This window comes from Streptomyces clavifer (assembly GCF_036345975.1).
Lineage (GTDB): Bacteria > Actinomycetota > Actinomycetes > Streptomycetales > Streptomycetaceae > Streptomyces > Streptomyces clavifer.
In genome coordinates, this window is record NZ_CP107793.1 from 1,027,056 (window position 1) to 1,041,347 (window position 14,292).

The 14,292-nt window shown below is 70.5% G+C and carries 10 protein-coding genes and 1 pseudogene; 4 read left to right on the plus strand and 7 right to left on the minus strand.

Features of this window, described 5'->3' with window-relative positions; genetic code table 11:
* Positions 1 to 128: 128 nt before the first annotated feature.
* Positions 129 to 659 carry a gamma carbonic anhydrase family protein gene (locus OG927_RS04175; RefSeq protein ID WP_056795794.1) on the plus strand — a complete coding sequence of 177 codons (531 nt, stop codon included), beginning with the start codon at positions 129 to 131 and terminating at the stop codon, positions 657 to 659.
* A gap of 138 nt (positions 660 to 797) precedes the next feature.
* On the opposite strand, the gene OG927_RS04180 is transcribed toward OG927_RS04175, so the two are convergent.
* Together OG927_RS04180 and OG927_RS04185 are read right to left on the minus strand one after the other, a co-directional pair.
* On the minus strand, positions 798 to 1,472 hold the full coding sequence (locus tag OG927_RS04180; RefSeq protein WP_124283005.1) for a DedA family protein: 675 nt from the start codon (positions 1,470 to 1,472) through the stop codon (positions 798 to 800).
* Between the two features lie 135 nt (positions 1,473 to 1,607).
* Positions 1,608 to 2,045: a DUF4442 domain-containing protein gene (locus tag OG927_RS04185; RefSeq protein WP_056795800.1), complete on the minus strand. Its 438-nt coding sequence runs from the start codon at positions 2,043 to 2,045 to the stop codon at positions 1,608 to 1,610.
* A 109-nt stretch (positions 2,046 to 2,154) separates the two neighbouring features.
* On the opposite strand from OG927_RS04185, the gene OG927_RS04190 reads away from it, so the two are divergent.
* Together OG927_RS04190 and OG927_RS04195 are read left to right on the plus strand one after the other, a co-directional pair.
* Positions 2,155 to 3,210 carry a hypothetical protein gene (locus OG927_RS04190; protein WP_124283004.1) on the plus strand — a complete coding sequence of 352 codons (1,056 nt, stop codon included), beginning with the start codon at positions 2,155 to 2,157 and terminating at the stop codon, positions 3,208 to 3,210.
* 66 nt (positions 3,211 to 3,276) lie between these two features.
* Positions 3,277 to 4,596, plus strand: a complete 1,320-nt coding sequence (locus OG927_RS04195) for an MFS transporter (RefSeq protein WP_056795805.1) — start codon at positions 3,277 to 3,279, stop codon at positions 4,594 to 4,596.
* On the opposite strand, the gene OG927_RS04200 is transcribed toward OG927_RS04195, so the two are convergent.
* The 5 genes and pseudogenes from OG927_RS04200 to OG927_RS35965 all read right to left on the minus strand — a co-directional run.
* Positions 4,558 to 5,403 carry a spermidine synthase gene (locus OG927_RS04200; RefSeq protein ID WP_124283003.1) on the minus strand — a complete coding sequence of 282 codons (846 nt, stop codon included), beginning with the start codon at positions 5,401 to 5,403 and terminating at the stop codon, positions 4,558 to 4,560. The two genes, OG927_RS04195 and OG927_RS04200, sit on opposite strands and share 39 nt — an antisense overlap.
* Before the next feature lie 85 nt (positions 5,404 to 5,488).
* Positions 5,489 to 6,658, minus strand: coding sequence for an elongation factor Tu (gene tuf, locus OG927_RS04205; protein ID WP_056795811.1), 1,170 nt, complete (start codon positions 6,656 to 6,658; stop codon positions 5,489 to 5,491).
* A gap of 364 nt (positions 6,659 to 7,022) precedes the next feature.
* A complete protein-coding gene (locus OG927_RS04210) occupies positions 7,023 to 7,307 on the minus strand; it encodes a hypothetical protein (protein ID WP_330319725.1) in 285 nt (94 codons plus the stop codon).
* 265 nt (positions 7,308 to 7,572) lie between these two features.
* On the minus strand, positions 7,573 to 12,069 hold the full coding sequence (locus OG927_RS04215; protein WP_330319726.1) for a caspase, EACC1-associated type: 4,497 nt from the start codon (positions 12,067 to 12,069) through the stop codon (positions 7,573 to 7,575).
* A gap of 203 nt (positions 12,070 to 12,272) precedes the next feature.
* Positions 12,273 to 12,581: pseudogene (locus tag OG927_RS35965) on the minus strand (effector-associated constant component EACC1); the annotation flags it as partial.
* A gap of 655 nt (positions 12,582 to 13,236) precedes the next feature.
* On the opposite strand from OG927_RS35965, the gene OG927_RS04220 reads away from it, so the two are divergent.
* Entirely contained in the window at positions 13,237 to 14,259 is a 1,023-nt protein-coding gene (locus OG927_RS04220; RefSeq protein WP_330319727.1) for a MarR family transcriptional regulator, read from the plus strand.
* Positions 14,260 to 14,292: the final 33 nt, after the last annotated feature.

The following is a 14,292-nucleotide window of genomic DNA, read 5'->3' on the forward strand; positions in this document are numbered from 1 at the left end:
CGGATCCCCGGGACCGCCTGTGATGTTCACCCCACCCCCCGCCGGGACGGGAAACGCGTCGCCTACCGTTCACAGGAGGACATACGAAGGCGCGTGACCGGACCACCCCCGCAGCGGAGGAGCAGGCGATGGCAGAACAGGCGTTGATCACGGGCATCGGAGGCAAGGAGCCGGACGTCGACCCGGACGCCTTCGTGGCACCCACGTCCGTCGTCATGGGCGAGGTCTCACTGGCTGCCGGTTCCAGCGTCTGGTACCAGGCCGTGCTCCGTGCCGACTGCGGTCCGATCTCGCTCGGCCCGCAGAGCAACATCCAGGACAACTGCAGCGTGCACACCGACCCCGGCTTCCCGCTGGTCGTGGGCGCCCGGGTCTCGGTCGGCCACAACGCGGTCCTGCACGGCTGCGTCATCGAGGACGACGTCCTGATCGGGATGGGTGCGACCGTACTCAACGGGGCGCACATCGGCGCCGGTTCGCTCGTCGCCGCGCAGGCACTCGTCCCGCAGGGGATGCGCGTACCGCCGGGCTCCCTCGTCGCAGGCGTCCCCGCCAAGGTCAAGCGGGAGCTGACCGCCGAGGAGCGCGAGGGCATCGCCTTCAACGCGGCAGGTTACGTGGAGCTGGCGAAGGCGCACCGCGCCGCGCACCAGGCCTGACCAGTCGATGCCCGGGCCCCGGCGGGATCCGGGCCGCCGCCGGGATCCGGGGCTGCGGCTCTCCCCCGGACCGCCGGAGCTTCGCCCGGCCCCCAGTCCCCCACACCTTCCGCCGGGGCCATGCGGACACGTGCCGGCTCAGTCCGCGACGGCCACGGCGTCCGGTTCGGGCGCCCGAACCGGGCCCAGGCCCTCCGCGGCATGCTGCTGCTCCGACTTCCTGGCCCGGTTCCTCAGCACCAGCATCGAGGTGACCCCGATCAGCACCGCGGCCACCAGTCCGAGCCACGAGAAGCGCTTGAGCCACGCCTCGGCGACGACTCCCACCGAATAGATGACGGCCGTGGTGCCCCCGGCCCAGAGGATGCCGCCGAAGACGTTGGCGATCAGGAACTTCCAGTACGGCATGCGCAGGACACCGGCGAGGGGGCCGGCGAAGATCCGCAGCAGTGCGACGAAGCGGCCGAAGAAGACCGCCCACATGCCCCACTTCTCGAACGACCGCTCCGCCATGGCGATCTGGGCCGGACCGAAGTGCTTGGGGAATCTGCCACCGAGCCAGGCGAGCAGCGGGCGTCCTCCCCTGCGGCCGATGGCGTAGCCGATCGAGTCCCCGATGATCGCTCCGGCCGACGCGCAGGCACCGAGCACCACGGGGTCGATGTCGCCGTGCTGGGAGGCGAGGAGCGCCGAGCTGACGAGGACGATCTCCCCGGGCAGCGGAATGCCGAGGCTCTCGAGCCCGATGACGACCCCCACCAGGAGGTAAATACTGACCGCGGGAACGGTCTCGAGCCACTCCTGGACGTGCAACGCCTGTTCCTCCCGCTGAGAATCCTGCCCGCCGTGCACCACGAAGGGTGCACGGCGGGCAGCCTACCGGCCCGGCCGGCGCGGGACGTGCCGCCTCTGTGCCGCGCGGGGGCGCGCTGCGGGCGGGTCGCCGGCTCAGCGGTTCGGACGCAGGGTCCAGACGACGCTCATCTCGCTCGTCACCGCACCGTCGGCCCGCCGGATCTCGACGGTGACGGGGAATTCCGGCCGCTTGCCCTCGTCCAGCTCGGCGACGACCTCGGCCGCGGGGCGGCCGAGCGTGGCCGTCGCGGTGAGCCGTCCCATGGCCACCTTCTTGAATGCCATCTCCGTCGTGACGGGCAGCGGGACGGCCCGCGTCATCTGGTCACCGAACGCGGCGACGACGATCGCTCCGCTCGCCGACTCGGCCAGCGTGAACATCGCTCCGGCGTGGGGCCCGCCGAGGTGGTTGTGGTAATCGGGCTGGTCGGGAAGCGAGAGGACAGCACGCTCCGCGGTCGTCTCCAGGTATTCGAGGTTCAGTGTCCGCACCATCGGAACGCTCGCGGACAGCATGTCGCCGACTGTCATTTCTTCCGTGCTCATGGCCATTATGTTACTAGCGAGTAGTAGGCCTTGACCATCCCCTCACAGGGGCGGCCGTAGCAGTGGGCCCCCCGCCCCTCTATGGTTACTGGCCATGTGGCCAGGACAGCAGCCGCCCGGGGGCGAGCAGAACCCGCAGGACCAGAATCAGAACCCGTACCAGCAGCCGGGGTACCAGCAGCCGAATCCCTATCAGCAACCGGGATATCAGCAGCCGGGCTACCAGCAGGGACAGCCCGGACAGCCGGGCCAGCAGCCCGGCTACCCGCAGCCGAACCCGTACCAGCAGCCCACCGTGCCGCAGTACGCGGTGCCGGGCGGTCAGCCGGGGGGCCCGAAACCGGACGACAAGAAGAAGACGACGATCGTCGCGATCGTCGCCGCCACCGCGGTCGTCGTGGCGGCCGTCGTCACCGGCGTCGTCGTCATGAACAAGGACGACGACAAGGGCAGCACGACCGTCGCCGGCGGTGACAAGGCCTCGCCGTCCGCGAAGCCCTCCGAGGCCACCTCCTCCCCCGCGGACAATCCGCGGGGCGGTGAGGACGCCGCGCCGACGGTGCCCGGCTGGAAGGTCGTGACCAACCCCAAGTGGGGTACACAGTTCGACGTGCCCGGCGACTGGGAGGTCTCGGGCGGCGGCGTGTTCTCCGGCTTCGAGGACGTCAAGAACCCCACCGGGAAGCCGGCGGTGGGCTTCACCGCACCGGCCTACTACAAGAGCAAGTGGTGCGTCGACGACTCCGACAAGGACGGCCGCGACGAGGACACCGGTCTGGCCGGTGTCGGCACCAAGGGCGGCCAGGGCGCGAAGAGCACGGACGAGGCCGCGACCAACGAGGCCGCCAACTGGGTCTGGGCCGCCTACGCCCAGGAGGACCCGAAGGAGAAGGTCAAGATCGGCAAGGCCAAGCCGTACACGACCAAGTCCGGTCTCTCGGGCAGCGTCGCGACGGCGACCGCCACGGGCCTGGCCAAGAAGGACAAGTGCGACACCGACGGCAAGTCGATCGCGTTCACCTTCAAGAACGCCAAGGACGAGTACTCGTCGTGGGTCCTCTATGCCAACGCCGGAGTCGACGACGAACTCCCGGACGCCACCATCCAGAAGATCCTCAGCACCGTCCGTCTGGCCGAGAGCACTTCCTGACCTCGGACATCCGCGGCCCGGTCAATCCATTTGGCAGCACGGGGGCGCGGCGGCGATAGTCCTCTGGTGACTTCAGCCGCCGCCTCCCCGCCGCCCTCGCTCCGCCCCCTGCGGACCGGCCGCAACTACGGTCTGCTGACCGCCGCCGCGATCATCACGAGCCTGGGTACCCACGGCGCACTGATCGCGGCGGCCTTCGCGGTTCTGGAGGCGGGTGGCGACGGGGGCGACGTCGGCCTGGTCGCCGCCGCACGCACCGCGCCGCTGGTGCTCTTCCTGCTGATCGGCGGTGCGATCGCGGACCGGCTGCCGCGGCACCGCGTCATGGTGGCGGCGAACGCGCTCAACTGCGGCTCCCAGGCGGTGTTCGCCTGGCTGGTGCTGACCGGTGACCCGCAGTTGTGGCAGATGATGCTGCTGACCGCGTTGTGCGGCACCGGGCAGGCCTTCTTCAACCCGGCGGCCGAGGGCATGCTGATGTCCAGCGTCAGCGGCGACCAGGCGGCCCGCGCCTTCGCCTTCTTCCGGATGTCCATGCACGGTGCAGCCATCGGCGGCGCGGCGCTCGGCGGCGCCATGATCGCGGCCATGGATCCCGGCTGGGTCCTGGCGGTCGACGCGGCCGCGTTCGCCGTCGCCGGCACGCTCCGGGCCTTCCTCGACGTGAGCCACATCCCCGAGCGCGAACCGGGCGGCGGCCTGCTCGCCGACCTGCGGGACGGCTGGAAGGAGGTCGCCGGGCGCCCCTGGCTCTGGGCCATCGTGCTGCAGTTCTCCGTGGTCGTGGCCGTCGTCGGGGCCGCCGAGGCGGTGTACGGCCCCCTGGTCGCACGGGACGATCTCGGGGGCGCGCGCCCGTGGGGGTTCGCACTCGCCGCGTTCGGGGTCGGCACCCTGGGCGGAGCACTGCTCATGATGCGATGGAAGCCCCGGAGACTCCTGCTGGCCGGGACGCTCTGCGTGTTCCCCATGGCCCTGCCGTCGGCGGGCCTCGCGATCCCCCTCCCGGTGACGGCTTTGTGCGGCGTCATGTTCGTGACCGGAGTCGCCATCGAGGTGTTCGGCGTCTCCTGGATGACGGCCTTGCACCAGGAGATTCCCGAGGACAAGCTGTCCCGGGTCTCGGCGTACGACTGGTTCGGCTCGGTCGCGATGGTGCCGCTGGCGACGGCGGCGGCGGGCCCGGTGGAGACGCTGGTGGGCCGCAGCCAGGCGCTCTGGGGCTGTGCCGTGCTGGTCGTGGTGGTCACGGTGGGGGTGCTGTTCGTCCCGGACGTACGCAATCTGACGCGACGCAGCACCGTGAAGGAGACGGCCGGCCCGGCGGTTCCGGCGCAGGCCCGGGCGTCAGCCGATGCCGAAGGCTCCGTCGGGGGGCTCGGGTGACGCGACGGCCTCCTCGTCCCGTACGGGCGCGGCATCGCCGATGAGCCGTGCCAGCGCCGCCCCGTGCGCGACCCGGGCGGGGAACGCGTCGGCGGCACACAGCCTCGTCAGCGGTGCGATGTCGAGCGCGCTCCGCGAGGCGACCAGGACGACGTTGCCGAAGCGCCGGCCGCGCAGCACCGCGGGCTCCGCGATCAGCGCGAGCTCGTCGAAGACCTCCGCGAAGTTGGCGAGCTGCGGGCGCAGGAAGCCGAAGGGCGCGCTGTCGGCCAGATTGGCCGCGTAGATCCCGTCCGCCCGCAGGACCCGCCCGGCGGCCCGTGCGTACTCGACGGACGTGAGGTGGGCCGGCACCCGTGCGCCGCCGAACACGTCGGCGATCAGGAGGTCCGCGGAGTCCTCCGGCGCCCGCTCCAGCCAGCCGCGGGCGTCGGTGCCGTGCACGGTGATGCCGGCCTCCCCGGGCAGCGGCAGGTGGTCGTGGACCAGCTCGATCAGTCCCCGGTCGGACTCGGCGACGTCCTGCCGGGAACCGGGCCGGGTCGCCGCTACGTAGCGGGGCAGGGTGAGCGCGCCGCCGCCGAGGTGCACGGCGTCCAGGGGCGCACCGGGTTCACCCGCCCGGTCCACGACGTGGGCGAGCCGCCGTACGTACTCGAATTCGAGGTACTGCGGATCGTCGAGGTCGACGTACGACTGCGGGGCGCCGTCCACCGTGAGCAGCCAGGCCCGGTCCCGGTCCACATCGGGCAGCAGCCGGGCGGTGCCGCAGTCGGTGGTGCGGATGACGGGTATCGGCTCGTTCACGCCTCCATTGTTCCCTCTTTCCGAGGCGCTCCGGACCCACGGAACCCGCCTCCCGTGATGCGTGGGAGGCGGGTTCCGCACGGTGTCAGAGCAGCCCGGTGACCGTGCCCGCGCCGACCGTCCGGCCGCCCTCGCGGATCGCGAAGCCGAGACCGGACTCGAGCGGGACGTCACGGCCGAGCTCGACGGTCATCGTGACCGTGTCGCCGGGCCGCGCCACGGCGGTGTCGCCGAGGTCGACGTCACCGACCACGTCGGCCGTCCGGATGTAGAACTGCGGCCGGTAGCCCGTGGTGACCGGCGTGGTGCGGCCCCCTTCCCGGGCCGACAGCACGTACACCTGCGCGGTGAAGCGCCGGCTCGGACTGACGCTGCCGGGGGCCGCCACCACATGGCCGCGGCGGACCCTGTCGCGCTCCACTCCGCGCAGCAGCAGCGCGACGTTGTCCCCCGCCTCGGCGGACTCCATCGGCTTGCCGAAGGTCTCCAGGCCGGTGACGACCGTCTCGATGTCCGCGCCGAGCACCGACACCCGGTCCCCGACGCGTACCGTGCCGCGCTCCACGGCACCGGTGACGACGGTGCCGCGCCCCGTGATGGTGAGCACGTTCTCCACGGACAGCAGGAACGGCGCGTCGGTGTAGCGCACCGGCATCGGTACGTACGTGTCGATCGCGTCCAGCAGCCCGTCGATGGCACCCGTCCAGCGCGGGTCCCCCTCCAGCGCCTTGAGGCCCGACACCCTGACGACGGGCAGGGTGTCACCGCCGTAGCCGTGCGCCGTGAGCAGCTCGCGGACCTCGAGCTCGACCAGGTCGGTCAGCTCGGGGTCGCCCGCGTCGGCCTTGTTGAGGGCCACGACGATGTGGTCGACGCCGACCTGACGCGCCAGCAGAACGTGCTCCGCGGTCTGCGGCATGATCCCGTCGAGCGCGGACACGACGAGGATCGCTCCGTCGAGCTGCGCCGCTCCGGTGACCATGTTCTTGATGTAGTCGGCGTGGCCGGGCATGTCGACGTGCGCGTAGTGACGGGTGTCCGTCTCGTACTCGACGTGCGAGATGTTGATGGTGATACCGCGCTGCGCCTCCTCCGGCGCCCGGTCGATCCGGTCGAACGGTACGAAGGTGCCGGTCCCCCGGTCGCTCAGCACCTTGGTGATGGCGGCGGTCAGCGTGGTCTTGCCGTGGTCGACGTGGCCCATGGTGCCGATGTTGAGGTGGGGCTTGGTGCGCACGTATGCCGTCTTGGGCATGGCTCGTTCCTTGGAATTCGAAGCTGAGAAGAGAAGACCCCAGGGCCCCGCCGACCCTCCCCTTACGGGGTCCGCCGGACTGTCGGGGGAGGGTCAGCTTCGGGCGCCGCCGAGGGGCGCTGCCGCGGCGGCGAACGCTGCGACGGTTGCTGCTGCTGCGGCTTCGGCGGCAACCGCCGTTGCGCATGCCGGGCTTGCGGCCTCGGGGTTCGCGGCAGCCTTCGGCGTGTCCGCGACTGCGGACTGCGCTGCGAGGAAGGCGTACCGGAACATGCCCTGAGCATGACCGAAAGGCGCGGCGGCGTCGAATGGTTTTCGCCCGGGCCGATCACGCCTGGCTCACATACGGAATCGGCCGGATTCGCTACGCGACCGCAGAGCCCGAAGGAGGCTGCTCGCCGGAAAGCAGTTCGGTGGCACTGGAGGCCGTGCGGTCGGCGTCGGGCCTGCTTCGGCCGCTTCGGCCCGGGGTCGCCGCGATCAGCGCCCGGACCCTGCCCTTGCCGGCACCGCCGGCCGCACTGCGGCGGTAGATCTCCTCGGGTGCGTGGCCGAGTGCCCTCGGGTCGGGCTCCGCCAGTGCGGACGTCGTGGTCACGTATTCGATGGTGGTGTCGCGCAGCGCCTGCGCGGCCCATGTGGGTCTCATGGCGCTACCCACCCCCGTGTCGTTCGGTCAAGCTCGGTCCAGCCCTTGGTGACCGATGATCGATTCCACCCTGCTGGCGTCCGGCAACCACCGGGTGTTCACACATCCTCAAGCCCAGTCCGCTCGTGCACGACGGTCGTACATCAATGAGCATGTCCGGAACGGGTCACCGATGGGAGTGACGGCGGCGAGGGCGCGACGCCCGAGGGAGCCGTGCCGTCGAGGCAGATGTCCGGTGTCTGGGCGGCGGAGCACGGGCCGTCCGTCATCGTCGGTCGCAGGACCGCCGAGGATCGAGGTGCGGGAACAGCGCCTTCCACAGGTCCTCGTCGACGTCGAGCGGGTGCGAGGTGCACATCCGCTCATGGATCCCGTCGGTGTCGAGGTCGATCAGGTAGGTGAGCCCCACATCGGGTGGCCCGTCCCAGGAACGGGCTGGGACCACGGCGGCGAACAGATTCTCGCCCGGCAGCAGCCTCACGTCCTTCATGCCTGTCAGGGCAGCCAGAGAGGGGGTGCGCCATGTGCGGCCCTCCCCGGCGTCCCAGACACGGTAGGGGGGTGAAGTCAGGATTCGACGTCCGTCGGGGGAGAGCCTGATCTCGTCCAGGGGGGCCTCGAACCGCAGGACATCGATCTTGCGTGCACGTTGAGGGTTCTTTACGTCCCAGAACTGCACGGTTCCGTCGGTGAGGATGGTTGCCAGGACGCCTTCCCTGACCGGCAGGTAGCCACCGGGCGCTGCGGGCAGCAGGGCGGCTTTGCGAGGCTTGCGGACGTCTCGCATGTCCCATAGTTGGGTCCGTCGGGCTTTGGCGTCATGCATCAGCAACCGCGACGAGGGCACGTAGAGCGCATGTACCGTTCCGGCGTCGGGGAGGATGCGGACCTTGAACGGCCGGACCGGGTCGGTGAGGTCCCAGATGCCCAGATCGCTGGGTCTCTCGTGTCCTGGTCGGCCCCGGTCGATGATGGCGAATCCCCGGTCACCGACGAAGAACAGGCTTTCCCGTTCGGTGATCTGCGCGCCGGTGATGGTCCCGCCGCGCACCGGCCGAAGCGGATCCCGTACGTCCCAGACGTTCACCGTTGCCGTGAACGTGTCTCCCAGGACCAGGAGGCCGCCGTCCGGGGAGACGGCGGAGCGTGGGTCGCTCGCCTCGAGACGGATCTCCTCACCCTGTACGGGAGGCCGCGTGGGATCTTCGCTGAAATCCCAGAGCCGGAAAGTGTGGTCGTTCGAGCCTTCGGTATAGCGGTGGGCGAGCAGTACGGAGCGTTCGGTCCCTGGAAGGAAGTACCGGGCCTCCCACCCCTCGGGCAGGGTGAATCGGACCCGTGGGTCCTTTCCCTCGGCCGTGTCCGCAGGACGCAGATCCCAGACCTGGTAACGCATCGCCGGTGTGGCGACCACCATGAGGGTGCCGTCGCCGTTGATCGAGCTGGTGCCCGGGTCCGTCGTGGTCATGGCCCCTCGGACTCTGGGAGCGGGCGCGCGCTGCGGCCACACACGTACGTTGCCCGCCATGTCGCCCACAGCGAGCTGGTTTCCGTCCGGGCTGTAGGCCACCGACTGGGCCGGCTCGCCCGACGACGCCACTCCCCGTTCTCCGTAGCTGGTGAAGAAATCGGTGTCGGTCGTCGCACGGACCAGGGCACCTTGCTGGGCCGAATGGCTGGCGGCGGCGAGGCGCTCGCCGTCGGGTCGGAAACTCAGCGCGGGCAGGTCGGAGGAGTAACCCCAGATGCTCTCCCGGGCGTCTTCGGGCTCGGCACGTACGAGCTGCTCGCCCCTCTCTGCACTCCACCAGGTCATCGAACCCTCCGCGCCGGTCGCGACCAGCAGATTCCGCTTCGGGTGTGCGGCCACCGCCATCACCGTCGGCGCTTCGGCGGTGTCCAGCAGCTGGGCGTTCACCGGGTCCCGTACATCCCACAGCCTCACCTCGGCGGGCCGTTCGGTCCTGCCCGTACCGCTGATGCCGTTGCCCGTGATCATCAGGCCGTCGTGGCGGAAGTCCAACGAGATCAGTGCTTCGGCGGCTACGGACCGGTCGGTCCTGAGTGCAGGGGCCGTCGGCTTAGACACGTCCCACAGTCGAAGCCTTCCGTGTTCACCCCCCGCCGCCAGTGTGCGGCCGTCCGGCGCGAAGCCGAGGGTGTAGGTCATGCCTCGGGGAATCGCGCGTTCGGAGAACCGTCTGGGTCGCTCGGGTTCGCCCACGTCCCAGAGTGTGAGCTCTGTGGCTGTCTGCGCTGCCAGCAGGCGGGAGCGAGGGTGGAAGGCGATGGCGGCACTACCTTTGAGCTTCAGGGCCGCCGCCTTGACCGGCACGTTCCGTCGGGAGAGGTCCCAAAGCTGCACGTACCCGCCGACCTGGCTGGTTGCCAGCACACTGCTGTCCTTGCTGAACGCCAGGTCGAGCACTGCCGTGTCGTGTTCGCCGGGGAGGTCGACCGGTGCTTCCGTCAGATAGGCGGCGTAGAGGCTCGACCGGGTCTCGGGGGTATCCGCCGTCCGGTAGGCCGCGAGACTGAGCCGCAGGGCCGTCTGGGGATCACGCGCCCGCAGGGCGTCCGCCTGCGACGCGATCTCATTGGCGATCAGAACCGTCTCGCGGCGCTCCGCGTCCCGCTGAGCGATCAGGGCCCACACCGCGAGCGAAGTAGCGACCACGGCCATCACGGTGATGAGGGCGAGAACGGCCCTGCGCCTCGTCTTCTTACGGTGCTCGGCACGCAGGCCGGCGTCGAGGAAATGCTGCTCGACCGGCCGCATGGGGAACGCGCTGCGGCCAGCAGCGAGTTGTGTGCGCACCGTTACCAGCTGGTCGCCTCCGTACAAGCCGCTCTCGGGGCGCCCCGCTTCGTTCCAGCCGTCGGCGGCGTCACCCAGCCTGCGTCGGGCGAGCAGTCCCTCCCGGCCCTCGGTGATCCAGTCCTGAAGCCGAGGCCAGGCATGGATCAAGGAGTCGTGGCAGAGCTGCGCTTCGTCCTGGTCCACGACGACGAGCCGTGCCGTTGTGAGCAGTTGGAGGAGATCCGCAGCGTGCCCGAGCTCGTCCACGGAGACGCGGCGCCGTACGGCACGGCCCCTGTCGTCGACGACCAGGACCATGCGGAGCACCAGCTCCCGCACCCTGCCCTGGTCCTCGCTGCCGAGGCCCTCGTACACCTCGTCGGCCACCCGTGCCACGGAGCTGCGGATGGCGCCTGCGGCTTGGAAGGCACTGAAGGTCAGCGTGACGCCGGTGCGGCCGGCCCAGGTCTGGCGCAGGGCGTGGGCGAGGAACGGCAGCGCGAGGACGTCTCCCTCAAGGGCGCGCTCCTGCCGCAGTTCTCGCAGGATGTGGTCCGTCAGGCCGTCCTCCAGAAGCAGTCCGGCCTGCTCCGCGGGGTGTTCGATGGCAGCCCGTAGTTCGGCGTCCGACATGGCGAAGACGGTGAACTGTCCGGACCGGACGATCGGGCCGAGCCGGGGGTCGCTCAAGGCCTGGTCGTAGAAGTCGGCCCGAAGGGCCAGCACGATGCGTGGGCCGTCCGTTCCCGCTCCGGCAAGTGCGCGGATGAACAGCTCCCGTTCCTCCGGGTCCCGGCATTCGGCGAAGATCTCCTCCAGCTGGTCGATCACCAGAACGTCCGGCCCGCGAGGACCGAACCGTCCCGCAGCCAGGTCCTGTTCCACCTCGGTGAACGGCCGCCCCAACGCGGTGGCCCACCTGTCGACGAGCGAGTGGAACGGCCGCGCGCCGGGCCCCAGAAGCGCCAGTACCGTCTCGGTCTCCAACGCGGCCACGAGTCCCGCTCGGAGCAGAGACGACTTACCCGCTCCGGACGCCCCCACCAGGACGACCGGCCCCGTGGAGGAGCCGGCCGTCACCCGGTTCACCAGGCTGCGCGTCAGTTCCTCCCGGCCGAAGAAGAGGTGGTGCTGCTCCGGCAGGAACGGCTGCATGCCCGGGTAGGGACAAGGGCCACCGGCCTGCTCCGCCGACGGCTGGGTGGGATCGGGGGCGCGTCGGCCCGGGTTGCGGGCGAGGACGAGATCGGAGGCCCGGCCGATGCCGTCGGAGTGCGGACGTGCGGCGCTGCCCTGGAAGCGGTGGTCGAGAACGCGGTAGACGTCGAGGAACGTGAACCAGCTCGGGCCGCCAGGATCCCCCTCGGTCAGAAGACGGAGCAACTCGCCGCTGAAAAGGGTGTGGTCCGCGTCCGCAGGCGCGTAGGAGGCGGCGTAGTGCGTGGCCGAGGCCAGGAGAAAGCTGCCCTCGGGGCGGGCCGAGGCCAAGACCTTGCGATACGTCTCCGGACGCGCGGCCTGTGCGAGGCCGGAGAAGCAGCAGTCGAGGACGACGACGGTGCTCGCCAGCGCGTCGGCTAGCCGTTTACTCACCTGGTCGAAGGGAACGGCGTGCACGGTGTCGTCGAGCGAGGAGGTGCCCGATGTGGCCAGGTACAACTGCTGCCCCGGGCCGACAAGGCCGTGACCCACGAAGTAGAAGATGACGACGCCGCCCGCCGAGGCATCGATAGCGGCCTGCACGGTGGCGAGCACTTCGGTCGGCCCGTGGGGATCGATGATCAGGGTGACGCGGCCCTCCAGACCGCAGGCTTCGTCCAGTATCGCGGCGACCGCCCGTGCGGAGCGCGCGGCACTCGGCAGGTCCGACAGCCCTTCTTGTCCGTTCCGGCTGTGCGATCCCGTGCCGACCACGATCGCGTGGCAGTTGGCTGCGCTCAGGTCCCCCCGTCCCGTCGCCATGTTCAGGTGTGGTCCGTTTGCCTCAGTCGGCCTTCAGACGTACCGGCCCAGGGCTGCCGTTCATCCCGTCCGTCAGCTTCCGGTAGGCGGGGAAGTTCTCCTGACCGGCCGGTCTCTGGTCCATCAGCCAGAGATCCGGGAAACACCTGCGGCGGCGGCTGGAGCAACTCGGCCACTCGTTGCGCGAAATCACCGGATGCCTCGGACGTCAGCCCTCGCACGCCCTCGGACGTGACGGTGACCTGGGTCCCGTCCGGTCGGGTGATCGTGACGGTCTGGTTGCCGCGCCTGCTCTGCAGCCAGGCCACGATGGCCGCAGCCACGGCGGCGGTGAGTCCGCCCGGCGCCAGCAGCACGGTAACGAGCTCCGCCGCGCCTCCGCTCATCGTGTCCGGGGCGGTCATTGTGGGACGGACCTGGCCGACGGCACTGCGGAGAACGGGGTCGCGCCGCATCCAGCGCCGCAGGTCATCCGTTTCAGAGGGACCACCGACGCCCAACGTAATTCTCACATGCCCTCCACAGGGCAGTAGTTGACGGCTCGCACCAGGAGACTAGCGACGCCGCAGGTGACCTACCAGGGGTTCCCCGGCCGTTCAACGTTCTGATCACGACACCCAGTTGCCGCGGCCCACGACATACACGGCACCGGGCCCTCCGGGCCCCGCTCACCCGCAACCGCGGACGATCGAGACCCCGCACCACATCCACGACATCGCTTGCGCCGAGGATTCCTCACGTCTGCCGCCCGGACCACACCCGCGCGAGGACGACCTGGCGCGACGTCACGGGCGGAGACTTCTGAGCACGCGCACGTCACCTCGGAGCTCGGAGCCCGGCACCTGAGCTTCGAGGGCCGAGACGGGGCGGTTCACTCTTTCGTGGGTACGCCGGCGAGATGCGAACCCGACGCTTGAGCTTCGGGATGCGGGCGTCGGGATGCGAGCTCCGGGATTCGAGCGATACGGGTATCCGGTAGGGAAAAGAAGGGTGGTTGGGAAAACCTTCCCACCCTCCCCACCCCCTCACGACCAGCAAGTATGACTATTCGTGCGCGAGTTGCGGCGCAGCGCGACGACTGCTTACGGTGCCCACAACGAAACGACCCCGACGCGGTGCGCCAACACCTGGCCGGGGTCTCACCTCAAGATCGAAGTAGGCGATCTCGTGGCTACCGAGAACCTTAGCTCCGCACTGCGCACACCCGCAGCCTCCCGCCCGTACGACAGGGCCCAGCGTGGCTACGGCAAGCGTTCGGCCCCGGACCAGCGCCCCTCTCACGCGGACGACTTCGCACTCCTGCCGGAGCGGGAGCGGTACATCGCCGGATACGTCGACCGACTGCCCGAAGGCGGCGCCATGGACGTCAAGTCCCTGGCCAAGAGCCTCCCTCTGTACGGGCAGATGGCCGTCGGCACCGCGTTGAGGGCCCTGGGCGTGGCCGGTCATCTACGGCGCATCCGCTGCCAGGTCGTGGACAGTGGCCAGAGCCGCTGGGTCACCCGCACCTTCTGGTCCCGCACCGCCCGGGACAGCGAGTGGTGGGACACCTTCACCCGGACCGAGAACCACCTGGCCGCCCAGGCGGCCGAGAGCACCTCGGCCGCCGCTCCCCCGCCACCCCCGGCCGCGACAGATGCCCCTGTGACGCCCACCGGGGCCGCATCCCCTGCACCGGCCGCACCCGCTGCTGTGGTTCCCCAGCAACGGAGCCCGGAGCCGGCCCCGGCCGGTCCCTCGCCCGCGTATCTCACCCTCGCCCGGCTCGGCCGCGTCGAGCCGCGTCTGGCCCTCTCCGCCGCCGACTGCGCCGTGCTGGAAGAGCTGGCCGCCGCCTGGCTGGACCGGGGTGTGAACACGGACTACCTCACCCAGGCCCTCGTCTCGGGACTCCCCACCCAGGTCGGCTCGCCCGTGGGCCTCGTACGACGTCGGCTCACCGACAAGATCCCGCCCCGCCTGCCTGGCGCCCCGGCTCCGGCCGTCCCGGGCGCTCCGGCCCGCCGTGTGCTGATGGAGTGCACCGAATGCGGCGCCCCCGGCGAACCGGAAGCCCTCCCCGACGGCCTCTGCCGCCGCTGCCGCACGCAGGCGGAGGTCCCGTCCGCGAGCATGCCTGCCGAGGTGTCGGTGGCACGTGACATCCACGCCCTGGTGGGCGGACTCCGGGACCTGCTGAAGGCCCCTTGATCCGCAGGAGTCGGGCCGGTGCGGGGCAGCGAT

Coding starts and splice junctions, on each gene's coding strand:
- OG927_RS04175 (WP_056795794.1), top strand. CDS start 129: ATGGCAGAACAGGCGTTGATCACGGGCATCGGAGGCAAGGAGCCGGAC.
- OG927_RS04185 (WP_056795800.1), bottom strand. CDS start 2,045: ATGACAGTCGGCGACATGCTGTCCGCGAGCGTTCCGATGGTGCGGACA.
- OG927_RS04190 (WP_124283004.1), top strand. CDS start 2,155: ATGTGGCCAGGACAGCAGCCGCCCGGGGGCGAGCAGAACCCGCAGGAC.
- tuf (WP_056795811.1), bottom strand. CDS start 6,658: ATGCCCAAGACGGCATACGTGCGCACCAAGCCCCACCTCAACATCGGC.
- OG927_RS04210 (WP_330319725.1), bottom strand. CDS start 7,307: ATGAGACCCACATGGGCCGCGCAGGCGCTGCGCGACACCACCATCGAA.
- OG927_RS04215 (WP_330319726.1), bottom strand. CDS start 12,069: ATGGCGACGGGACGGGGGGACCTGAGCGCAGCCAACTGCCACGCGATC.